The organism is Actinokineospora lacus, assembly GCF_053813445.1.
Genome location: NZ_JBQERA010000015.1, coordinates 86987 through 108770 on the forward strand (window position 1 = coordinate 86987; position 21784 = coordinate 108770).

General features: G+C 71.7%; 24 protein-coding genes. 12 read left to right on the plus strand and 12 right to left on the minus strand.

Going from position 1 to position 21784, the window contains the following annotated elements:
• Positions 1-2: 2 nt before the first annotated feature.
• The 7 genes from ACTG9Q_RS29195 (at position 3) to ACTG9Q_RS29225 (ending at position 4479) form a co-directional block, all read left to right on the plus strand.
• Entirely contained in the window at positions 3-767 is a 765-nt protein-coding gene (locus ACTG9Q_RS29195; RefSeq protein WP_455576142.1) for an ABC transporter permease, read from the plus strand.
• A complete protein-coding gene (locus ACTG9Q_RS29200; RefSeq protein ID WP_455576143.1) occupies positions 764-2170 on the plus strand; it encodes an ABC transporter ATP-binding protein in 1407 nt (468 codons plus the stop codon). Before ACTG9Q_RS29195 ends, ACTG9Q_RS29200 begins: the two co-directional genes overlap by 4 nt.
• Positions 2167-2739: a GNAT family N-acetyltransferase gene (locus tag ACTG9Q_RS29205; RefSeq protein WP_455576144.1), complete on the plus strand. Its 573-nt coding sequence runs from the start codon at positions 2167-2169 to the stop codon at positions 2737-2739. Before ACTG9Q_RS29200 ends, ACTG9Q_RS29205 begins: the two co-directional genes overlap by 4 nt.
• A 77-nt stretch (positions 2740-2816) precedes the next feature.
• Positions 2817-3515, plus strand: coding sequence for a DddA-like double-stranded DNA deaminase toxin (locus ACTG9Q_RS29210; RefSeq protein ID WP_455576145.1), 699 nt, complete (start codon positions 2817-2819; stop codon positions 3513-3515).
• A gap of 2 nt (positions 3516-3517) precedes the next feature.
• Complete coding sequence (locus tag ACTG9Q_RS29215) at positions 3518-3946, plus strand: Imm1 family immunity protein (RefSeq protein WP_455576255.1); 429 nt, start codon at positions 3518-3520, stop codon at positions 3944-3946.
• Positions 3947-4036: 90 nt separating this feature from the next.
• A complete protein-coding gene (locus ACTG9Q_RS29220; RefSeq protein ID WP_455576261.1) occupies positions 4037-4426 on the plus strand; it encodes a hypothetical protein in 390 nt (129 codons plus the stop codon).
• A complete protein-coding gene (locus tag ACTG9Q_RS29225) occupies positions 4387-4479 on the plus strand; it encodes a hypothetical protein (RefSeq protein WP_455576146.1) in 93 nt (30 codons plus the stop codon). Before ACTG9Q_RS29220 ends, ACTG9Q_RS29225 begins: the two co-directional genes overlap by 40 nt.
• Before the next feature lie 48 nt (positions 4480-4527).
• Here the strand turns inward: ACTG9Q_RS29225 and ACTG9Q_RS29230 are convergent, their stop codons facing one another.
• Positions 4528-5898, minus strand: coding sequence for an LVIVD repeat-containing protein (locus tag ACTG9Q_RS29230; RefSeq protein ID WP_455576147.1), 1371 nt, complete (start codon positions 5896-5898; stop codon positions 4528-4530).
• Between the two features lie 197 nt (positions 5899-6095).
• Between ACTG9Q_RS29230 and ACTG9Q_RS29235 the strand changes: the two genes are divergently transcribed.
• Genes ACTG9Q_RS29235 through ACTG9Q_RS29250 form a run of 4 tightly spaced genes read left to right on the plus strand, consistent with a single transcriptional unit; the run spans position 6096 to position 8111 of the window.
• The gene (locus ACTG9Q_RS29235; RefSeq protein WP_455576148.1) at positions 6096-6713 is read left to right on the plus strand and encodes a DUF305 domain-containing protein; all 618 of its coding nucleotides are present in this window, start codon (positions 6096-6098) and stop codon (positions 6711-6713) included.
• A gap of 38 nt (positions 6714-6751) precedes the next feature.
• Complete coding sequence (locus ACTG9Q_RS29240) at positions 6752-7213, plus strand: hypothetical protein (protein ID WP_455576149.1); 462 nt, start codon at positions 6752-6754, stop codon at positions 7211-7213.
• Positions 7204-7845 carry an alpha-ketoglutarate-dependent dioxygenase AlkB gene (locus tag ACTG9Q_RS29245; protein WP_455576150.1) on the plus strand — a complete coding sequence of 214 codons (642 nt, stop codon included), beginning with the start codon at positions 7204-7206 and terminating at the stop codon, positions 7843-7845. The genes ACTG9Q_RS29240 and ACTG9Q_RS29245 overlap by 10 nt, the downstream gene beginning before the upstream one ends.
• Positions 7842-8111 carry an Ada metal-binding domain-containing protein gene (locus ACTG9Q_RS29250; protein WP_455576151.1) on the plus strand — a complete coding sequence of 90 codons (270 nt, stop codon included), beginning with the start codon at positions 7842-7844 and terminating at the stop codon, positions 8109-8111. The genes ACTG9Q_RS29245 and ACTG9Q_RS29250 overlap by 4 nt, the downstream gene beginning before the upstream one ends.
• Here ACTG9Q_RS29250 and ACTG9Q_RS29255 read toward each other — a convergent pair.
• From ACTG9Q_RS29255 to ACTG9Q_RS29305, 11 genes are all read right to left on the minus strand, one after another.
• Positions 8090-9541: an amidase gene (locus ACTG9Q_RS29255; RefSeq protein WP_455576152.1), complete on the minus strand. Its 1452-nt coding sequence runs from the start codon at positions 9539-9541 to the stop codon at positions 8090-8092. The two genes, ACTG9Q_RS29250 and ACTG9Q_RS29255, sit on opposite strands and share 22 nt — an antisense overlap.
• A 29-nt stretch (positions 9542-9570) precedes the next feature.
• A complete protein-coding gene (locus ACTG9Q_RS29260) occupies positions 9571-10827 on the minus strand; it encodes a cytochrome P450 (RefSeq protein ID WP_455576153.1) in 1257 nt (418 codons plus the stop codon).
• Positions 10815-11600: an arylamine N-acetyltransferase family protein gene (locus ACTG9Q_RS29265; protein WP_455576154.1), complete on the minus strand. Its 786-nt coding sequence runs from the start codon at positions 11598-11600 to the stop codon at positions 10815-10817. The genes ACTG9Q_RS29260 and ACTG9Q_RS29265 overlap by 13 nt, the downstream gene beginning before the upstream one ends.
• Positions 11597-12415, minus strand: coding sequence for a 2-amino-3,7-dideoxy-D-threo-hept-6-ulosonate synthase (locus ACTG9Q_RS29270; protein WP_455576155.1), 819 nt, complete (start codon positions 12413-12415; stop codon positions 11597-11599). Before ACTG9Q_RS29270 ends, ACTG9Q_RS29265 begins: the two co-directional genes overlap by 4 nt.
• Positions 12400-13713: an ATP-grasp domain-containing protein gene (locus tag ACTG9Q_RS29275; protein ID WP_455576156.1), complete on the minus strand. Its 1314-nt coding sequence runs from the start codon at positions 13711-13713 to the stop codon at positions 12400-12402. The genes ACTG9Q_RS29270 and ACTG9Q_RS29275 overlap by 16 nt, the downstream gene beginning before the upstream one ends.
• Before the next feature lie 25 nt (positions 13714-13738).
• Positions 13739-14839 (minus strand): 3-dehydroquinate synthase II, encoded by a 1101-nt coding sequence (locus ACTG9Q_RS29280; RefSeq protein ID WP_455576157.1) that lies wholly within the window; start codon positions 14837-14839, stop codon positions 13739-13741.
• 503 nt (positions 14840-15342) lie between these two features.
• Positions 15343-16617 carry an ATP-grasp domain-containing protein gene (locus ACTG9Q_RS29285; protein ID WP_455576158.1) on the minus strand — a complete coding sequence of 425 codons (1275 nt, stop codon included), beginning with the start codon at positions 16615-16617 and terminating at the stop codon, positions 15343-15345.
• Positions 16607-17560, minus strand: coding sequence for an alpha/beta hydrolase (locus ACTG9Q_RS29290; protein WP_455576159.1), 954 nt, complete (start codon positions 17558-17560; stop codon positions 16607-16609). The genes ACTG9Q_RS29285 and ACTG9Q_RS29290 overlap by 11 nt, the downstream gene beginning before the upstream one ends.
• A gap of 92 nt (positions 17561-17652) precedes the next feature.
• Entirely contained in the window at positions 17653-18000 is a 348-nt protein-coding gene (locus ACTG9Q_RS29295) for a Rieske 2Fe-2S domain-containing protein (RefSeq protein ID WP_455576160.1), read from the minus strand.
• Entirely contained in the window at positions 17988-19406 is a 1419-nt protein-coding gene (locus ACTG9Q_RS29300; protein ID WP_455576161.1) for an iron-containing redox enzyme family protein, read from the minus strand. Before ACTG9Q_RS29300 ends, ACTG9Q_RS29295 begins: the two co-directional genes overlap by 13 nt.
• Positions 19403-20422 (minus strand): 50S ribosomal protein L11 methyltransferase, encoded by a 1020-nt coding sequence (locus tag ACTG9Q_RS29305; RefSeq protein WP_455576256.1) that lies wholly within the window; start codon positions 20420-20422, stop codon positions 19403-19405. Before ACTG9Q_RS29305 ends, ACTG9Q_RS29300 begins: the two co-directional genes overlap by 4 nt.
• 535 nt (positions 20423-20957) lie before the next feature.
• On the opposite strand from ACTG9Q_RS29305, the gene ACTG9Q_RS29310 reads away from it, so the two are divergent.
• Positions 20958-21740, plus strand: a complete 783-nt coding sequence (locus ACTG9Q_RS29310; protein WP_455576162.1) for a 2OG-Fe(II) oxygenase — start codon at positions 20958-20960, stop codon at positions 21738-21740.
• Positions 21741-21784: the final 44 nt, after the last annotated feature.

Here is a 21784-nt window from a genome sequence, read left to right on the forward strand (position 1 = left end):
GGGTGGGTGTCGGTGGGCTGCTGATCCTGGGTCCTTTGGCGCTGGCCTTGTTGGGGCCGTTGTTCGTGCCTGACGAGCAGGTCCGGCATGGTCCGTTCGTGTCGGTGGGGGTGTTGGGCACCGACTTCGTCGGCCGGGACGTGTGGCACCAGATCCTCGCGGGTGGGCAGACCGTGGTGCTGGTCGCGCTGCTGGCCACCGTGTGTTCCTACGCGGTGGGGGTGCCTTATGGGGTGGTGGCGGCGACGGCGCGGTCGCGGTTGGTGGACGAGGGGTTGATGCGTCCGCTGGACCTGGTGCTGGCGGTGCCGTCGCTGCTGGTGCTGATCCTCGTGGCGGCCATCTCCGGACCGGGGCTGGGAGTCCTGATCGGCGTCGTCACGCTCGTCAACTTCCCCGACGTGGCCAGGATCGCGCGCGCCGCGGCCCTGGAGATCGCCGGGCGGCAGGCAGTGGAGGCCATGCGGATGCAGGGCGAGTCGTGGTGGCGGGTGTCGATCGTCTACACGGGACGGTCGATGGCGCGCACGCTGGCGGCCGATCTCGGCACGAGGATGACCGGGGCGCTCTACCTGGTCGCCTCGGCCAGCTTCCTCGGGGTCGGTGTCGCGCCCGACGCGGCCGACTGGGCGGTGATGGTGGACCGCAACCGGGGCGGGCTGTTCCTGCAGCCGTGGGCCGTGGTGGTGCCCGCGCTGCTGATCGTGGCGCTGTCGGTCGGGGTGAACCTGGTGTTCGACCGGGCGCTGAAGCGGGTGCGGACGTGAGCCCGGTGGTGCGCGTCGAGGACCTGCGCGCCCGCGTGGGGGAGCGGCTGCTGCTCGACGGCGTCAGCTTCGCGCTGTCCGCCGGTCGGGTCTTGGCGCTGGTGGGGGCGTCGGGCAGCGGGAAGACGACCACCGGCCTCGCCCTGCTGGGCGAGCACGGGACCGGGGTGGAGCTCGGCGGGCGCGTCGAGGTGCGCGGGCGCGTCGGGTTCGTGCCGCAGCAGCCGTCGTCCGCGCTGAACCCGGTGCGGCGGCTCGGCGCGGTGTTCCGGGAGATCGCCGCCGTGCACGACGGCGACCCGGACGAGCTGGTCGCCACGGCGCTGCGCCGCGCGCGGGTGCCGGTGGACCTGCTGCGCCGCTACCCCCACCAGCTCTCCGGCGGCCAGCAGCAGCGGGTGGTGCTGGCGCAGGCGCTGGTGGGCGACCCGGCGGTGCTCGTGGCCGACGAGCCCACCACCGGCCAGGACGCGCTCACCCGCGCCGAGGTCGTCGCCGAGCTGGCGGCGGTCGTGGCGCAGGGCGTCGCTCTGGTCCTGCTGACCCACGACCTCGCGGTGGTGCGGGCGCTGGCCGACGAGGTCGTGGTGCTGCGCGCGGGCCGGGTGGTCGAGGCGGGGCCCGCGTCCGAGCTGCTGAGCACCCCGCGCAGGCCGTACACCAGGGCACTGCTCGCCCCGCCCGCCCCGGCCCCGGTCGCGGCGTCAGGACAGGCGCCCCGGCTGCGGGTCCGGGGCTTGGCGGCCAGGCACCGGAACACCACCGTCCTGCACGGCGTGGACCTGGAGGTCGGCGAGCGCCTGGCGATCGTGGGCCGCTCCGGCAGCGGCAAGACGACCCTGGGCCGCTGCCTGGCCGGGCTGCACCAGCCCGCCGCGGGCGAGGTGCTGCTGCACGACCGCCCGCTGCCCCGGTCCCTGCGCCGCCGCTCCCGCGCCGACCTCGCGGCCGTCCAGTACGTGTTCCAGGACGCCCGCGCCTCCTTCGACGAGTACCGGCCCGTCCTCGACCAGGTCGCCCGCACGGCGGTCCGGCTGCGCGGCGTGCCCCAGCCCCAGGCCCGCGCCGACGCCCTGGCCGCCCTCGACCGGGTGGGCGTGGACCCGGCGGCGGCGTCCCGCCTGCCCGCTGGCTTGTCCGGCGGCGAACTCCAGCGCGCCGCCCTGGTGCGCGCCCTGCTCGCCGCACCCGAGGTGCTGGTGTGCGACGAGATCACCTCCGGCCTCGACGCGGTGGCCCGCGCGGGCCTGCTCGACCTGCTCGCGGGCGTGCCGTGCGCGCTCGTCCTGATCAGCCACGACCTGGACGTCGCGGCCCACCTCGCCGACCACGTCGCCGTGCTCCACGAAGGACGTGTCGTGGCACAGGGCCCGGCGGCCACCACCCTGGAGATGATGAAGTGACCCCCTACGAAATCCGGCAGGCGACTCCCGCCGACCTGCCCGGCGCCCGCAGCGTCATGCTGGACACGTTCTACCGCGAGTTCGGCCACGGCTACCGCCCCCAGTGGCACGCCGACGTGGTGGACCTGGAGGGCACCTACCTCCTCCCCGCCAGGCACACCCTGCTCGTCGCCGCCACCGGCGACGAGGTCGTGGGCACCACCGCCGTCCGCGCGCAGGGCCCAGCCAGCCCACCCCACCCACGCTGGCTCGCCGAGCACTACTCCGGCGACACCACCGCCCAACTCTTCCGCGTCTACGTCCGCCCGGAACACCGCCGCCACGGCCTGGCCCGCGCCCTGGTGGAGGCCGCCGTCCACTTCATCGCCTCAACCCCGGGCTACGACCGCGTCTACCTCCACACCGACACCAGAATCCCCGGCGCGGAACCCTTCTGGCGCTCACTGGCCCTCGAAGTCCACGACGCCCGCACCGGCGACCCGGCCGTGCACCAGACCATCCACTTCGAAATCCCCCTCCCAGCCCTCATCACCGCCGACCCACCTCGCCACTCCCACCACCGAACCTGACCGGCGCTCAAGCCAAGGACCACCCCGGCCGATACCCGACGAAGGAGACCGCTCGTTCCGGGGGGTGACAACGGGTCGTGTCCATCTCAGATGTGGCGGCCGAGTTGGACCGGGTGACGACTCTGCTGTCCGCCGAGCCGGTGATGGCTGCCCGTACCTGTCTGACCGAGGCTCGCGGACTACTGGCCAACGCCACCCACGGCACCAGCCGTCCCGAGGCGCGCGAAGCGTTGGCACTCCTCGACCAAGCCCTCGCCAAGCTGACCCAGGTGGCGACTGTCGCGGCGAGCGCGAAGGAGACCATTAAGGCCTACCGCACCCATTTGGCAGGCCCACGCGGCGAATCGCAGAGGCCTTCGGTCGTCAAGCCAAACGATCAGGACAAGCGCGCGGCGCTTTTGCTGGCCAGGCTGCCCGAGCGTGCCGGAACTGGTCAGAAGACATCGGGCTACTGGATTGACGAAGACGGCCTCGAAGACGGTCCGCTTGTCAGTGGCCAAGGGGACGACTACGAACTCGCCAAGGCGACACTGCGCGGGCTGGATATCGGTCCAGCCCGAGGTGAGCTTTTCGCGGCCACACATGTGGAAACCAAGTTCGCTGCCCGCATGCGCGGGAGCGATTGCAAGCGGGCGATCTTGGTGATCAACAACCCTCCTTGCGACGATGGCCGCTATTCCTGTGACCGACTTCTACCCAAGATCTTGCGGCCGGACCAAGAGGTTACGGTGTACTGGCCAGGCGGCAAGGGCACATACCGAGGACGGAGGCCTTGACGGTGGGGTTCGTGTTGGAGGCTACGTTCAAGCATGGCGCGGGCGTGCGGTTTCTTCGCTCAGCCGAGGATGTCGACGGCTTCGTTGACGAGCTGCTACGCGCGGGTCCCGACTACCGTTCGGCCACGGTCTACGCCATTGACGAGGCCACCGACGCTGATCCCAAGCACGAACTGGTGGTGGGGGTGAACCCGGAACGGGGCTTGGGCGGGGTGCGATACGCCGGTGATGACGGCGAGTCCTACAGCCAGGGTGAGCAGGTCAATCCACACGGTGTGGTCTATGCCTATTTCGGCACTGGTCACGATTTCCCGGCTGACTCGGAGGTTCCGCTGACGGTTGTGCGCCAAGCGCTGTCGGAACTTCTCGCGTCAGGCGGCCTGCGGCCTGGGTGCGTTGCCTGGCAGAAGTGGGACACTGCTCAGCGCTGAAGTGCGACGGCCTTCAGGTCCTCGCGCCTGGCCAACAGCTCACCGTCCATTGGCCTGATGGTGGTTCCCGGACGTACCGAGGAAAGGGGCATGGCCGTGGGGTTTGTCTTGCAGGTGGCTTACCGCGACGATGTGCCGGTGCGGACCCTGCGCACGGCGGCTGATATCGACGAGTTCGTGGCCGAGCTGTTGGACGCGGGCTGGGAGTACACCTCCGCCTCGGTGTACGCGCTTCCCGAAGGCAGCGACGCCAAGCCGGACCACCAGATGATCATTGGCGCGGACAGGGCGTCCGGTCTGGGGGCGGTGCGGTACTCGGGTGGTTCGGCGATCCCCGGTGAGGATGCGACCGAGTGGTTCAGCGTCGGCGATCGCGCCAATCCTGACGTGTCGAGTTCGCCTACTTCGGGACCGGCCACGATTTTCCGGGCAACTCCGAGGTGCCCATCGACGTGGTCAAGGCCGCGATGGTCGAATTGATGGACCGCGGTGGCGAGCGGCCGACGCGGGTGCTTTGGCAGACCTGGGCGTAGAAGAGCCCCGGTGACCGAGGTGGTCACCGGGGCTCTTGGGTTAGTGCTTTACCGGAAGGGGTACTGGGTCTGGGGGTTGAACTCGGTCATCTTGACGCCGCGCGCCGAGTTGGTGCGGGGGTCGTTGAGCTCGAGGACGTCGAAGCCCTTGCCCAGGTCGTTGGAGAAGATGTAGCCGTTGTAGTAATAGGCGGACCAGGAGCCGCCGCTGGTGGCGGGGTTGGCCGCTGGGCCGCGCTCGAAGAAGCCGATTTCCTTGGGGTTGGCGGAGTCGGTGAAGTCGATCACCTGGACGCCGCCCATGTACCAGGCCTGGACGAAGATGTCGCGGCCCTTGACCGGGATCAGCGAGCCGTTGTGGGCCACGCAGTTCTCCGAGGGGGCCTGGTGCCGGTCGATCTTGTACAGGCTGCGGAACTCCATGAGGCGGTTGTTGCCGCGGCCGGTGATGTCGTAGATGGCGTTGGCGCCGCGGTTCGGCCCGATCTGCGCGTTGCAGGTGGCCGCGCTGCCGCCACCCAGCTCGTCGGTGAACAGGACCTTGGTGCCCTCGTTGTTGAACGTCGCCGAGTGCCAGAACGCGAAGTTCTCGTTGTCCTGGACGCGGTTGATGACGCGGGGGTTCTCCCGGTCGGCGATGTCCATGAGGATGCCGTCACCCATGCACGCGCCCGCCGCGATGTTCTTCGTCGGGAACACGGTGATGTCGTGGCAGCCGGAGGTCTCGCGGACGTAGCCGGTCTCCACGGTGCCAGTCCGGCCCGGGTTGCCGCCGTCGGGGAACAGGTTCGGCGTGGCGACCAGCGCGGCCGACGCCGGGTTGTCCAGCGGGATCTTCACGATGGAGATCGAGTCGTGCGGGGGCTGGCACTTCGACAGCGACGCGGCGGGGCTGTAGGAGGACACGTAGACGTACATGTCACGGCCGCGCTTGTCCGGCACCGCCGTGTGCGTGTGCGCGCCGCACGCGGTCTCGACGGCGGTGACGTACACGGGGTTGCGCTTGTCGCTGATGTCGAAGACCTTGATGCCCTCCCAGTACGGCTTGGTGCCGTCGTTCTGGGCGACCGAGGAGCACGAGTCGTCACTGCGGCGGGCGTCGGTCGAGAGCACGACCAGGTCGCCGGTGACCGACACGTCGTTCTGCGAGCCGGGGCACAGCACCTGGCTCACGATGGTGGGCTTCTTGGGGTTCTTGATGTCGTAGATCGTGAAGCCCAGGTAGTTGCCCGCGATGGCGTAGTCGCCGGTGAAGGCGAGGTCGGAGCCGGTCCCGGTCAGCGGCGCGGTGGCCGGGATGTTGGCGACGTGGGACATGTTCGGGCTGGTGACGATCTGGTCCGGAGCGGGGAACTCGCTCTGCGCGCTCGCGGAGGTGGTGGCCCCCAGCGTGGCCGCGGCGAAGGCCACCGCTCCCATGATCGCAACTGGTGTTCGACGTCGCCGGTCGCGTCGGGATGAAGTCACGTGCACCCCTCTCGGGTTGGTTGCCCGCAGTATCGCCGTTGTTAGCCATTCAAACCACCCTCACTTTTCGGCTGGTTTTACCAGTTGAACGGTTGTTACCAGTTTGCGGGCGCTCGGGGTACGGTCGTCGTCATCGCAGATGGGAGGCCATGTTGACGCGTTGGATGGTGGGCCTGGTGCTCGTGCTGGGACTCGCGGGGTGCACCGCTGAAGCTCCCGTCATCGACCACCCGATCGTGCAGCCCGGCAAGCCGGGTGAGGCCAATCGGACGCTGTCGGCGGAGGAGGCGGAGTCCGCCGTCCCCGTCGTCAAGCCCAACGACGCCGACATCGCCTACGTGCGCGACATGGTCATCCACCACCAGCAGGCCGTGCGGATGACCGCGCTCGTCCCCGACCGCGCCGCCGACGCCCAGCTCAAGGGCCTGGCCTCGCGGATCGCCGACGTGCAGGGCCCGGAGATCGGCGTGATGAACCGCTGGCTCGCCGACAACGACCTGCCCGCGGTCAACCCGGAGCAGGCCCACGCCCACGGCGACATGCCGGGGATGGCCACCGCCGCGGAGATGTCCGCGCTCACCGCGGCCAAGGGCGCGGCGTTCGACACGCTGTTCCTCGAGCTGATGATCCGCCACCACGAGGGCGCGATCGCCATGGCCAACCAGGTGCAGCAGCGCGGCATGGACGTCCAGGTCCAGGAGATGGCCGACCACGTCATCGCCGAGCAGTCCGACGAGATCAACCGGATGAGGGGCATGCTCGGCTGATCCGCAACCGAATCGGGCCGCTGGGGTTCCCTATCGGTATGGATGTCCCTGACGCGGAACTGGCCGCGGTGCTCGCGATGGTCCGCGGGCGCGCCCCGGCCCTGGTCGCCGTCGGACACGGGCGCGACCCCGCGAGCACGGCCCGCGGCACGGGGTTCGCCCAGGTCTGGGTGGCGGGCGGCGGCGTGGTGACCGACGTGGTGTCCTGGCCCGCCCAGGCGGCGTCCTGGCTGCGGCAGGCGAACCGGCTGGTCGCGGGCGCGCCGGACCTCTGGGTGGTGGCCGACCAGCCGCCGGGGTGGAGCGGGTTCGGGCCGCGGCTGGCCGCCACCGGCCGGTGGCGGGCGGAGCGGACGGTCGCGTTCGGCGGGCTGGCCCACCCGGACCTGCCCGCGCTCGCGGGCTGGTCCGCGACCGAGGCGCTGGCGGGTGCGACCGAGAGCGGCCACGAGTGGTGGATCCGGGACGGGGAGCTGCGGACGGGGGCGCTGTGGAGCTGATCCCGCGGCCGCGCCGCTCGCTCGGCCCGGGCGCCGAGCACGTGCCGGACTGGCTCACCGCCGACCAGCAGCGCGACCTCGTCGCCGCCTGCCTGGACTGGATGGCCGGACCGGCGGGGGCCCGGCACACCCGCATGCCCAGCGGCGGGGTCATGTCGGTGCGCACGGTGTGCCTGGGCTGGCACTGGTACCCGTACCACTACTCGCGCACGCTCGACGACCGCGACGGCCGCCCCGTCCAGCCGTTCCCCCGGTGGCTGGGCGACCTGGGCAGGCTCGCCCACCGCTCGGTGTACGGGACCGACGACTACCGGCCGGACATCGCCCTGGTCAACTTCTACGACGACACCGCCAGGATGGGCCAGCACCAGGACAAGGACGAGCGCAGCCTCGCCCCGGTGGTCTCGCTCAGCCTCGGCGACACGGCCGTCTTCCGCTTCGGCAACACCGAGCACCGCAACAAGCCCTACACCGACGTCGAGCTGCGCTCCGGCGACCTGGTGGTCTTCGGCGGCGAGTCCCGCATGGCCTACCACGGCGTCCCCCGCGTCCTGCCCGGCACGGCCGACCCGGCCCTGGGCCTGCCGCCCGGCCGAATCAACATCACCCTGCGCGAGTCGGGGCTGGAGTGACCCCGCCCTACCGCCTGACCGGGCCGGACGGCGCCGAGTACGCCTCGGCGTCGCCCGGCGGGTTCGGCGGGCACCGGCGGCTGCGGATCTACGGCAGGCTCGACTGCCCCAGTGCCCGGCGCTGGTTGGCCCGCGGGCACTACGCCCGCCACCGGGTGTTCTTCGCCGACGAGCCGAGCGCGCGCGCCGCCGGGTACCGCCCCTGCGCGGTGTGCCTGCCCGCCGCCCACCGGGCGTGGACCCGTCAGACGGCCAGGCCGCGGTAGTCCCAGGGCCTGCGGCGCTCGACCGCGGCGCAGGCCGCCACCACGCTCGCCTCCTCGAACCGGCGGCCCGCCACCTGCAGGCCCACCGGCATCCCCGCGGCGGTCCGGCCCGCGGGCACGGACGCGGCGGGGTTGCCGGTGAGGTTGAACGCGTAGGTCAGGCACCAGCCGACCAGCGGGTTGACGGCCTGGCCGCGCACCTCGCTCGGCCCGAAGCCGCCGGGGTTGTTCGGGATGGCCGCGATGGAGGTGACCGGGCTGATGAGCAGGTCGTAGCGGTCGAACACGTCGGCGATCGCGTCGTAGAGCCGGGTGCGCAGGGCGTCGTCGACGCGGTAGTCGACGGCCGACTGGGCGGCGCCGAGCTTGATCACCTCCACGTACTCGGGGGTGATCCGGTCCCGGTGCTCGCCGAGCAGGTCCAGGCCGGAGGCGAGGGCGTGGTGGGCGAACTCGGCCTGCCGCACGGCGGTGAGCCTGCGCCACAGGTCGGTCAGCTCGCCGTGGGACCGGGGGAGGACCAGGTCGATCTCCTCGACCTCCGCGCCGTCCTCGACCAGGGCCGGGATGACGTCGCGCACGACCGCGGCGACGTCGTCCTCGACCGGGAAGCCGCCGAAGTCCGGGGTGTAGGCCACGCGCAGCCCGCGCAGCGAGCGGGTCAGGCCCTCGCGGGGGCTCGGCCCGCCGGGCGGCAGCGAGTACGGGTCGCGCGGGTGCGGCCCGGACATCACCTCCAGCATCACCGCCACGTCCTCGACGGTGCGCCCGAGCGGGCAGAAGAAGACCGACGGGGTCAGCAGGCCGAAGGCGTTGGGCCGGGCCGGTTCGGGCACCCGCCCGAACGTGCCCATCATCCCGACCACCCCGCACATCGCGGCGGGGACCCGGATCGATCCGCCGCCGTCGGAGCCCTGGGCGATCGGCACCAGGCCCGCCGCCACCGCCGCGGCGCTCCCGCCGGAGGACCCGCCGGTGTTCGCCGCGAGGTCGAAGGGGTTGTGGGTCGGCCCGACGAGGAGGTTGTCCACGACGGCCTTGTGGCCGAACTCGGAGGTGTTGGTCTTGCCCACCACGATGGCGCCCGCGGCCTTGAGCCGGGTGACGAACGCGGCGTCCCGGTCGGGCACGTGGTCGGCGAACAGCGTGGAGCCCAGCGTCATCCGCACCCCGGCGACCGCGTCGAGGTCCTTGACCGCGACGGGTATGCCGTGCAGGGGCGGCAGCACCTCCCCGGCGCTCACCGCCCGCTCCGCCGCGCGGGCGGCGTCGAGCGCCTCGTCCCCGCACACGGTGATGAAGGCGTTGAGCGCCGGGTTGTGCTTCTCGATCCGCTCAAGGCAGTGGGTCACCAGCTCCACCGGGGACAGCGCGCGGCGGCGGATGAGGTGGGCCAGCTCGGTGGCGGTGTACTCGGTCAGGTCGTCCATCGGCAGTCCTTCACGGTCGGTTGGGCGACTCAGAGCGGCCAGGGCAGGTCGCGGGGGCGCACGCCCGCGAAGTCCACGGGCATCCGGGTGAGCCCGCGCAGGGCCACCTGCTCGCGGTAGTCCACCGAGTCCTCGTCCAGCACCGGATCGATGAGGCGCTGGAAGAACCGGGGCAGCAGCAGCGCCAGCTCCATCCGGGACAGCGCGGCGCCGAGGCAGAAGTGCAGGCCGAACCCGAAGCCCAGGTGCCTGCCGTCGGTGCGGTCCGGCCGGAACGCGTCGGGCTCGTCGAAGGCGGCCGGGTCGCGCTGGGCCGCGGCGGTGAGCAGCACGACGATGTCGCCCGCGCGCAGGTCGACCTCGCCGAGGCGAAGGTCGGCGGGCACGAACCGCTGCAGGATCTGCACCGGCGAGTCCCACCGCATGGTCTCCTCGGTGACGGCGACGCCGCGGTCGGGGTCATCGAGCAGCCGCCGCACCTCGTCGGGGTGGCGCAGCAGGGCCAGGATCGAGTTGTCGATCAGGTTGACGGTGGTCTCGTGGCCCGCGTTCAGCAGCAGGCGGGAGTTGTCGGCCAGCTCCCGCTCGGAGAGTCGGTCGCCGTCCGCGCTGGCCAGCGCCAGCTCGCTGACCAGGTCGTCGCCGGGGGAGCGGCGGCGCTGCCTGCCCAGGTCCAGGAAGTAGGCGTTCAGCTCGGCCTCGGCGGTCATCCGCCGCGCGTGCCCGGGCGGCGGGGTGCCGAAGGCCGCCATCGCCGGGTCGAACGCGCGGGGCAGCACCGTGGACCGGGCCCGCAGCCACTCCACGTCGGTGTCGGGGACGCCGAGCATGTGGCAGATCACCGACAGCGGCAGCGGGTAGGCCAGGCCGCCGACGACATCGATGCGGCCCTCGGGCGCCGCGGCGTCGATGAGGTCGTCGATGCGGGTGCGGACGAAGTCCCGCAGCCGGTCGACCACCCCGGGGGTGAACGCGTGCGAGATGAGCCTGCGCAGCCGGGTGTGGTCGGGCGGGTCGGAGAACAGCAGGGACTGGATCTCCGGGCGGGAGGTGGCGGTCGCGGCGGCGTCGGTGGGCGCGGTGTAGGCCCACGACACGGTCCGGTCGCTGCTGAGGCGCCGGTCCCGCAGCGCGTCCAGGCAGGCGTCGAAGGTGCCGAGCACGACGCCGCGCCCGGTGCTCAGCGGCACCGGCTCGCGCTCGCGCAGGGCGGCGTAGCACGGGTACGGGTCCGGCCTGGTGCGCTGGTCGAACAGCGTCACGAGCAGGTCGTCTACTGCCTGCATGGCTCTCCTTGGATGAGCGGGCGGGGCGCGCCGTCGAGCACCCAGGCCAGGGCGGCCTCGCGGTGCGCCGGGTCGGTCAGCGGGTACTCCTGGGTCCGCTCGCCGCGCACGGTCAGGCGGTCGCCGCTGATCAGCGCCCACCCGTCGGACGTGAGCCGCACGCAGTGCGGCACGGAGTTGAACGGCGACTCCGGGGACAGCTCGTGGAAGTCGGTGGTGGCGGCGAAGTCGTCGATGTGGCGGTCGCCGGGCACGACCCGGTACATCGGCTCCGCGACGTCGCCGCGCAGGCGCGAGACCACGAGCCGCTCGCCGTCGGCCTCGACCAGGTACGCGCCGGTGGGCTGGCGGTGGACGCCGGGGCGGGCGGGCAGCGGGCGCGGGTAGCCGCCGTGCCCGAAGCCGACGTCGGCGAGGTACTCGGCGCCCTGCGCCCGCACCCGCAGCAGGAGGTGGCTCAGGTCGTGCTTGAACCCGCCGCGCGCGGCCACGCCCGCCCCGACGAAGCGCACGCCGAACCCGAGTTCGGCCAGCACGTGCCCCAGCAGCCAGTTGGTCTCCAGGCACCAGCCGCCCCGGCGGCGGACGACGATCTTGTCGACCAGGGGGCCCAGCCGGTAGTCGAGCCTGCGGCGGGCCACCACGTCGAGGTTCTCGAAGGGCACCGCGCGCAGGTGGCGCTCGTGCAGCAGCGCCAGCGCCGCCGCCGTCGGGGCGGGGGGCGTGGTCGGGAGCCCGAGCCGTTCGAGGTACCGGGCCACGGGCAGGGTCACAGCCGGACCTCCACCCGCGCGTCGAGTTCGTCCACAGCGGACAGTCCTGGTCGCGGGCCGTGCACCACCTCGGCCAGGCCGCGCACCAGGCCCCGCGGCGCGGGGTGGCCGAAGACCCGGCGGCCGACCGCGAGCCCCTGGCAGCCCGCCGCCATCATCTGCCTGGCGAAGCCGAGCAGGTCGGTGCCCTCGTCGGAGCCGCCCGCGACCACCACCGGGATCGGCGCGTCCGCCACCACCTCGGCCATCCGGGCGCTCGCCCGCGGCGCCGCGGTCTTGACGATGTCGGCGCCGAGGTCGGCGGCGATGTTGACGATGTGCGCGACCAGTGCCGCGTCCGCGGGCTCGGTGATCGCCGGGCCGCGGGCGTAGACCATCGCCACCAGCGGCAGCCCCCAGCGGTCCGCCGCGGCGGCGACCGCGCCGAGGTCGGCGAGCTGGCGCGCCTCGGTCGGCGAGCCGATGTTGACGTGCGCGCTCACCGCGTCCGCGCCCAGGCTGACGGCCTCCTCGACGCTGCCGACCAAGGTCTTGGCGTTGGGGTCGGGCGAGTGCGCTGTGCCCGCGCTGAGGTGGACGACCAGCGCGGCGTGGCGCAGGACGCGCGGGTCCAGCAGCCGGACACGTCCCTTGTGGACGATCACGGCGTCCGCGCCGCCGGTCACCACGTCGCGCACGAGGCCGTCGAACCGGGCCGCGGGGACGATGGGGCCGTCGGAGACGGAGTGGTCCATCGGGACGAACAGGAACCGGCTGTCGCCGCGCCGGGACAGGCGGGCGAGCCGGAGGGCCTTGCCGGTCATCGCGGCGGGCATGTCTCCCCCTTCGAATGGTCGGGTGGCACGCGGTCGAACCGCAGGCGGGCCTCGATCTCGCGCACCGCCCGGTAGTCGGACTCGACCTGCTCGGGGCGCTCGTGGGCGAGGATCACGAACCCCAGTGCGTGGCTGGTGGCCAGGTCCCGGGTCACGGGCACCTGGTCGCCGCTGCGCACGTTGACGACGGACTCGTGGTGGCTGGGCAGGTCGCGGACCCGGTGGTACTCCTCGGCGTTGCGCAGGACGCCCGACTCGGCCGCCATGAACAGCACCCCGCGCACCGTGCGGCGCAAGGTGAAACCGGACGGGATGCCGCGCTCGCCCGCGAGGTGGCGGACCAGCCGGTCCACCTGGCTGTCGCCGGTGGCCTCCCGGCAGTACCGGGGCACGCCGCCGCCCGCCAGCCGGGCGTTGACCTCGATGAGGCGCGGCCCGTCGGCGGTCAGCATGACCTCGGTGTGCGCCGCGCCGAAGCGCACGCCGACCGCGTCGAGCACAGCGCGGGCGAATTCCGTCAGGCGCTCGTGGCCCGGCGTCCGCTCGGGCAGCCACTCCATGTAGTCGTAGACGGCCATGTGCCCGGCGTTGCGGCGCTTGCGGTACCGGCAGATGTCGACCAGCGTGTGCACGCCGTCGACGGTGCAGGTGTCCACGACGTACTCCTCGCCCACCAGGTACTCCTGGACGAGCACGTCGGTGTTGACCACGCCGAGCTGGTTGCGCTTGCCCAGCACGCGGTGGAAGGCCGGGCGCCAGTCGCCGCCCGCGGGGACGTGCGTGACGTCGTCGGTGCCGCCGCTCTTGGCGGGCTTGACGACCAGGTCCCGCCCGGCCAGGCCCACCCGCTCGATCCCGGCGGCGATCTCGTCGGGATCGGCGCCGCAGACCTGCCGGACGGCGGGCAGGCCCGCGGCGGCCACCGCCGCCGCCATCGCGCCCTTGTGCCTGCGGGCGGCCACCAGCGCCGGGTCGTTCGCCCGGCCGGGCGTGAGGGTCGCGGCCAGCCGGTCGGCCAGCTCCACCCCGCTCTCGGTGCCCGGCACCACCGCGAGCGGCGCCAGCGCGCGCAGCTGGGCGGCGGTCTGCGCCACGTCGCCGGTGTGGACGAGGACGGTGTCGAAGTCCTCGGGCCGGTAGGTGCCCGTGTAGATCGGCGGGACCCGGTCGCTCACGGTCACCGCCACCGGGACGAGACCGGCGTGCCGCAGCGCGGGCGCCAGCTGGTTGCCCGAGGAGTACGGGTCCACGACGACAACCGTTCGCGCGGTCGCGCCGGTGGTGTCGACGTCGGTCATGCCAGGCCCCCTGCCTGCCACGGGATCAACTCTCGATGATCGACTCGGTGACCTTGATCCCGACGTGCCTGCCGGGCTCGCACACGTGCGCCAGCAGCTTCGTCCCCGGCGTCACGGACGTGCAGTTGGTGGGCTTGCCGTCCGCGTCGAACACCCGGACGTGCCAGTCGTCCTGCAGGAAGATGTTCAGCGCGACGCCGTCGGCCTCGGCCTGGATGAGGCGCAGCGGGCGCAGCTCGGTCTTGACCCGCCCGACCCGGACCGGGTAGCCGGACCCGGCGGTGTCGACCGCCAGCACGGTGCCGCCCGCGGCCAGGTCGGTGATGTACTCGGTGCCGCCGTCGGCCCACACGTAGGAGTGCACGCCGCCCGCGTTGACCCGGAACGGGCGCAGGTTCATGTACGGCAGGTGGTGCACCTCGGCGCAGACGAGCAGCCCGCCGCTGGAGGTGGAGCCGACGACCATGCCCTCGTCCGGGCCGAACAGCCAGGTGGTGTCCACGCAGCCGCGGTAGCCCATGCCCGCGTGCCGCACGGCGGTGACGGTGGCCTCGACGAGCGGGACATCGACCCGCCGCGCCCGCAGCAGGCCCTCGGTCAGCCCGCCCGCCTGGGCGAGGTCGGCGACGGCGAACATCAGCCCGGCGGGGCCGGTCTCCAGGACGCCGCTGGAGACCTCGGCGTCGCCGCGGTCGGCCACCCGCTTCACCACCCGGGTCCTGGTGCCCTGCGCCGCGGCGAGCAGCAGCTCCAGCGGGATGTTCGTCGGGTCGGTGAAGTCGACGATCAGGTGGTCGACGTGGCCGATCAGGGCCCGGCAGCGGTCCAGGGACGGGCCGTCGTCCACGGTGACCCGCACGCCGACGTCGCGCCCGGTGCCGCGCGCGGCGCCGATCAGGTCCGGGTTGGTGAGCACCACCGTGGTGCCCGCCTCCGCCGCGGCGCTCAAGTCCACTTCGGACCGGGCCAGGCAGGCGACGCGCACCCGGTCGTGCAGCGCCATCCCGGCCAGCGCGGCCGCCCCGGCCGGGTCCACCAGGACGTGGTCCACCGGCGCGTGGTTGACCAGCGCGCCGATGGCGGTCACGTCCGGCGCCCCGCTGATGTCGCACCACATCTCGGGCATTGCGTGATTCCCCCTTGTTGACGGTCATCGGTCCCAGGGCTCTCCCTCGGCCTCGGGAACATCAGCCCGGCGAGGCCGCCGGGCGCCACGGCGATCAGCGCGGCGGCGGCCCTGGCCGCCACGCGCGTGCACGGACCCGGGCGATCCAGGCCAGCGGCCACCAGACCCAGGCCGACGGCAGGCACGGTCAAGCCCGCCGCGTCCTGCGTGGACAGCCCGACCTAGTAGTTGATCCCGGTGCGTCCCGCGTGGGAACCCCTGGCCCACAGACGAGTCGCTTGCTGCGCAGCCGCGGCCGCGGGGGAGCGCGGCGCCTGCGGCGGGCGAGCAGCACCATGCCGAGCGGCACGATCACACCCGCCCGCCGCCGTCGATCACTCCCTCAGCCGACCACTCCCTCAGCCGACCACTTCCCAGCCGACCACTTCCCAGCCGACCACTTCCCAGCCGACCACTTCCCAGCCGACCACTTCCCAGCCGACCACTTCCCAGCCGACCACTTCTCAGCCGACCGGCGCGACCCGGTCGGACTCGATCACCAGCGACCGCTCCAGCTCGCGGACCACCGCGGCGTCCCGCTCGACCTGGGCCCTGTCCGGGTGGGACAGGATGACGAAGCCGAACTCCAGGCTGTCCACCAGGCTGCGGGTCACCTGGATGGGGCCGCCCTCGGTCAGGTGGTGCACCGAGAAGTGGTGGCTCGGCAGGTCCCGGACCGCGTCCAGGGCCGCCACCCCGCGCACCACGCCCGAGGCGGGCGCGATGTGGAACACGCACTGCTGGTGGTTGACCAGCTGGTAGCCGTCGGGGACCGGCTCGCCGACGAGGCTGCGGACCGTGCGGGCGATCTGGTTGTCCCCGGTAGCCTGCTGGTTGAACCGGGGCTGCCCGCCGCCGTGCGGCCGGGCCCCGAGCTCGATGAGCACCGGGCCGGAGTCGGTGCTCATGATCTCCACGTGCGCGGCGCCGAACCGCATGCCCACCGCGTCCAGCACGTCCCTGGCGTAGTCGAACAGCGCGGGGATCTCCGGGTCGGACGGCGGGACCCAGTGCATCGCGTCGTACACCGCCATGTGCGGGCCGTTGTCGACCTTCTGGTAGCGGCACACGTCGACCAGGCTGTGCCCGCCCCCGTGGCTGAACGTGTCGATCACGTACTCGGTGCCGGACACGAACTTCTGCACCAGCAGGCGCTCGTCCACCTCGCCGAACTGGTTGACCCGGCCCAGGTTCGCGGCGAACACCTCGGCCCAGCCGACCCCGCCGGGCACCTTGACCACGCCGTCGGTGCTGGCGCTCTTGGGCGGCTTCACCACCAGGTCCTGGCCCCGCAGGCCGCTGCGCTCGATCCAGTCGGCGACCTCGGCGGGGTCGTCGGTGCAGATCTGCGGGATGACGGCCAGCCCGGCGGCGGCCACCGCCTCGGCCATCCGCCACTTGTCCCGGCGGGCCTGCGCCAGCTCGGGCGCGTTGCAGCGCTCGGGCAGGACCAGCGGCGCGAGCCGCTCGGCCAGTTCCACCCCCGACTCGCAGCCCGCGACCACGCACCGCGGGTTCAGCGCCCGCACCCGCGCCGCGAGCGCGGCCAGGTCGCCGCGGAAGACGATCGGGTCGTCGAAGTCCTCCGGGCGGTAGGAGGACGCGAAGGCGTCCGGGGGCCGCTCGTCGCTGAGCACGGCGACGACCTCCACGCCGTGCTCAGCGAACGCTGCGGTGAACAGGGCGCCCGAGGAGTACGGGTCGACGACGACGGCGGGTCCGGTGCTGTCACTGCGCACCGGCGACCTCCTTGCCCTCGGCCAGTGCCGCCGCCGCGGCGCAGAACCGGGCCACCATGTCCGCGGCGGGCTCGCTGACGCCCCGGGCGCGGACCGGGGCGTGCACCATGCCCGGCTCCAGCACGTAGTGGACCGGGGTCCCGTTGGCGCGCAGCAGCTCGGTGTACTTCTCCGCGTCCACGCGCAGCGAGTCCTTCTCGCACCCGACCACGTAGGCGGGCGGCAGGTCGTGGAACTTGCCGTTGAGCAGCGGCGAGACGTACTGGTCCGCGGCCATGTCCGGGTCCGGGCAGTAGCAGGCGGTGAAGTACTCCATCTCCCCGCCGGACAGCAGCGGCGCGTCCTCGCCGCCGTGGCGCCAGCGGGTGAAGTCCAGCACCGGGCTGATCAGCGCCTGCCCGCGCAGCCGGGGGCCGCCCCGGTCGCGGGTCACCATCGACACGACCACGGCCATGTTCGCCCCGGAGCTCTCGCCCGCGATCACCGCCGCGGCCGGGTCGATCGCCAGGCCGAACGCGGCCGGGTCGGCCAGCACCGCGCAGAGCCCGGCGTAGCAGTCCTCGACCGGGCCGGGGGCCGGGTTCTCCGGCGCCATCGCGAAGTCGAGGGCGATGGCGGTCAGCCCGGTCCGGTGGGCGATCTCGGCGACCAGGCTGTGGTGGCTGTGCAGCGAGCCGATGACGAACCCGCCGCCGCGCACGTAGAACACGACGCCGTCGCCGGTCCTGTCCGCGGGCTCGTAGATCCGCACCCGCACCGGCCTGCCCAGGTGCTCGCCGGTGGCGTCGCGCCAGGTGACGTCCGCGGGCACGGGGATGGGCAGGGCGTCCACGAGCGAGTCGTACAGCGCGCGCTGGCGCTCGACGGGGAAGGTGTAGTAATCCGGGGGCAGCGCGGCGTTCACCGTGTCCACGAACTGCTCTATGCCGGCTGCATAGGACATGGGTGGGTACCTCGTCTTCCAAAGTCGGGATGGCCACTGGCCGGTTCGGCGTTCACCAGTTGTGAACACCGAACCGCCCGGTGGGGTTGCGATCAGCCCGCGGCCTTCGCCCGGCACAGGTCAGGGGACAGCGGCAGGTGCCCGGTGCGCGTCGAGGCGTCGGCCGGGCTGGGGAACACGGCGGTGACCCTGCCCCCGCTGCGGACCGCCGGGATGCCCTTGCTGATCAGCCGGGTCGTCGCGGTCGCCTGCTCGTGCCACGGGCACACCATGCGGGTGTCGCCGGGGGCGATCGTCGCCAGGTGCAGCGGACCGCCGCGGTGCGCGCACCGCGCGGGGGACACGAAGGCCCCCAGCGCGGTGCGGGCGTAGATGTACGGCATTCCGTCGATCTCGGCGCAGTTGCCCACGCCCTCGACGGCGAAGCTCAGGACAAGCATGCGCGGTAGTCCCCCACCGAGTGGATCTCGTAGACGCACTCGTCGGACTCGATGATCGCGCCGTGCAGCCGGTTGCGCCAGATCACGGTGCCCTGACCCGCCTCCAGGATCTGGTGGGAGTCGTAGCCGCTGACGAACTTCATGGTGCCCGAGACGATGTGGCACAGCTCGTCGCCGTCGTGCTGGTGGGTGTTGGACAGCTCGCCGTGCGGCTCGACGATGTGCGCGACCGGCGCCTGCACCTCGCCCTTCTCCACCTTGCCCCACACCGGGTCGTGGAGCTGCTTGTTCTCCGGGCCCGCGTCCATCCACGCGACCTGCGCGGCGAAGTCCTCGTCGGCGATCCGGTTGACGAGCTGGAACTCCTCGTAGCCGCGCACGATCTCCGGGATCACCGACTCGCCGCAGTAGTCGACGATCGGCATGATCAGCTTTTCCAGGGCCATGCGGCCGTGGTGGGTGTCGATGTGCACGTGCTCGGTGAAGTACTCGACGTCCGCGTCCTCGCCGAAGATCTCGGTGAGCATGTCGGCCGAGCGCTTGCAGAAGTCCACGAGCGTGGACTCGGTGTAATAGAGGGCGCCGAGGTAGCGGAAGAACAGCTCGTGGTTCTTGCCGAGGTAGTGGAAGTAGTTGCTCATCATGAGGCTGCTGGTCAGGTAGTACTGCCAGTAGCGGTGCAGGTCCGCGCTGAGCCCGACCGAGGTCATGGTGTTCTCGAACAGCGTGCTGTGCTTGGTGTCGTGCACGCCGTAGCCGTACTCGTCAATAATGATCTTGAACCACTCGGACTGGACGGGACCGTAGTAGCCCATGACGTTGCGGATCATCGGCGAGGCCTCGGAGAGGAAGTCCGGGGCGAACTGGATCAGCCAGTTGCGCGCGGCCCGCTTCGGGTTCGACGACGCGCGGATCGCCTTCTCGCCCGCCGTGGCGCCGCCGGGCTCGTCCTGGAGTTTGCCCAGGTAGGCGGCCAGCGACTCCTTGGTCCAGTTGCCGGTGACCTCGACCTCGTCATCCAGGAAGCCGAAGATGTGCTTCTCCAGATAAGGGCGGATCATCTCGCCGCGGGTGCGGTTCGTCGGGCCGTAGAAGTTCTTGAAGTCCGCCCACGCCGATTCCGTCATCCCGCGCTTGGGCAGGAACATCATGTCGGCTTCGTAAACCGTCGCGAGCAGGCGGTTGGCGGCCAGCGCGGAGTAGTCCAAGACCTGGTCGGCGGCCAGCGGCTTGCTGAAGTCCAGGTACTTGATGATCTGCGGACGTAACTGCCTGCGGTACGGGTTGTCGTTGTTCTCCCATTCCTCGTTGTCGAGGTAGATGGGATTGCTGGAGTAATCGAGCGCCAACTCGGTCAGCTGCTGCGGGTCCAACTCGAACGGGGTGTGATTGGGGGTGAAGCTCACTTCTGTCCTTCCGCCTGCTTCGAAAAGTTGACCTCGCGTGCCGACAGCCGTCCGCGCTGCCAGCGGAAATCGATCAGGACCTGTTCGCCCGCGGTCACGGTGAGCGGCTCGCCGAATGGCACGAAAGCCTGCATCCAATGCGACGCGGCGTTGTCGGGTGAGTTGCGGAGAACAACTCCCCCGCCCAGGACCATCTCGAACCACACCGCCAGCCCGTGCGCGGTCCCGCTCTCGGTGGCGGCCATCTCCACGGCGTTCGCCCCGTCGCCCATGGGGCCGGAGACGAAATCGAAGGCGCACAGCTCGTGGGTGCCCGAGACCAGGCGGTGCGGCCACGTCGGCAGGCGCACCGGGAAGTGGCCGGGGGTGGCCAGGCCGTTGAGCAGGCCGACGTTGAACCCGCCCGCGTACTTGACGCGGTTGAGGCCGTCCACCGCGGCGCTGTCGAGCAGGGCGCCGAACACCCTCGCCGACTCCGGCAGCAGCGTGCCGCCGGGGGCGAGCAGGTGCTCACGGGCGTGGGCGACCGTGGGCAGCACGCCCTCGCCGATCAGCCCGCAGTCCACGATCTCGGAGACGATGACGTCCGCGCGCCGCGGCAGGTCGACGCCCATGACGAGTTCGTCGGACCGCTTCGCCACGACGGTGATGACGTCGGAGAGGCCGTGCTGGGCGATGATCTGGGTCGCCATCTCGGCGAGCATCGGGCTCTGCTCGCAGGTCGTGACCGAGGCGGCGCCCGCCTTGGCGGCCATCATGGCCAGCAGTCCGGTGCCCGACCCGATGTCGAGGACGTGGGCGCCGGGGGGCAGCACGCGCTCCAGCGCCGTGGCGAAGGCGTCGTTGCGCTCGAGGTCGTTGAGCATCGAGAAGTGCCAGCGCGGAACCGCGCGGATGGCCGTGGACACGACGGTCTCGTCGAAGACGTCGAGGGTCCCGCCATGGGCGGTCTTGGCGTTCAGTATCGAGCGGATCGTGTCCACCGACTGCTGCGCCGTGTCCAGGGCGGCTTGCATTGTCGCCACGAGAAGGCGATCTCTCATATCGTTGTTCGTCCCAACTTGACCTTCGTCGGAGGTAGCCGAATCGGTCACATCGGATAATTCGGTCGCAGCCTCGGGCGCCGGTTCAATCGGCGTCGATCTGACTGCGGGCAACAAAACCGTGGATTCCCCCAGCACTTAATACTCCCTTTGGGTGAACTGGATTGCCTTTGGCAGTCAAACAAAACGACTGGCCATGCGTCAATCAAGATCAAATATTCCCGCTCACGCGAACTCGGCTCATCTTCCGCCCGCAATGGTCCGATCAGGTGACCACTGGTCACTCGCCTGGGTGTGACCTCGGCGAACGCCACCCGGGCGACGTTCCCCGGTAGGCCGTTCGGCCCTTCCCGGCCACTCACTTGCACTTTCGACTGCTCCGAAATCAACCGGCTAGGGAGAATGGGTGAACTTCGGAAACGCCGGATCGGCGGTCGACTCGAAAGTGTCACGGGGGACGGGTAGGGTCGGACATGTCAACCAAGTCGGAACTTCTGGGAAGTCCTTTATGAACAGCTCACGGCTCGGTCAGCTCGCGATGCCGGGCCTCGCGGAAAACGCCCCACCCGAACGGCCCACCGGAGCCGAGCCGGTCGCCGGCGCCGCCTCCCTGGACTGGGGCGCGCTCGCCGCCGAGCTCGACCGCAACGGCTACGCCCTGACGCCGCCCCTGCTGACCCGGGAGGAATGCGCCAGGGTCCGCGAGTTGTTCGACGAGACCGACCGGTTCCGCAGCACCGTGGTCATGGCGCGCCACCAGTTCGGCGAAGGGGTCTACCGGTACTTCGCCCACCCGCTGCCCGACCCGGTGACCAGGCTGCGCGAGGAGTTCTACCCGCCGCTGGCCCGCATCGCCAATGACTGGGCCGGGCGCCTCGGCCTGCCCGAGCACCCGTCGGACCTGGCCGGGCTGCGCGAGCGGTGCGCCGAGGCCGGTCAGACGCGGCCCACCCCGCTGCTGCTGCGGTACGAGGCGGGCGGCTACAACTGCCTGCACCAGGACCTCTACGGCGACGTGGTGTTCCCGCTCCAGCTGGCGGTGATGCTCAGCGAGCCGGACGAGGACTTCACCGGCGGGGAGAACGTGTTCGTCGAGCAGCGGCCCCGCGCGCAGTCACGTCCGCTGGTGGCGCGCCCGCGCATGGGCCAGGGCATGATCTTCACCGTCAGCGAGCGGCCGGTGCCCTCGGCGACCAGGGGCTGGCGCCGGGTGGTGCTCCGGCACGGGGTCAGCGAGATCCACAGTGGACTGCGCTACACGCTCGGGATCATCTTCCACGACGCCGCCTGACCCCGTCAGAACACTGGCGCCCCAGAACATCTGCACTCAGAACA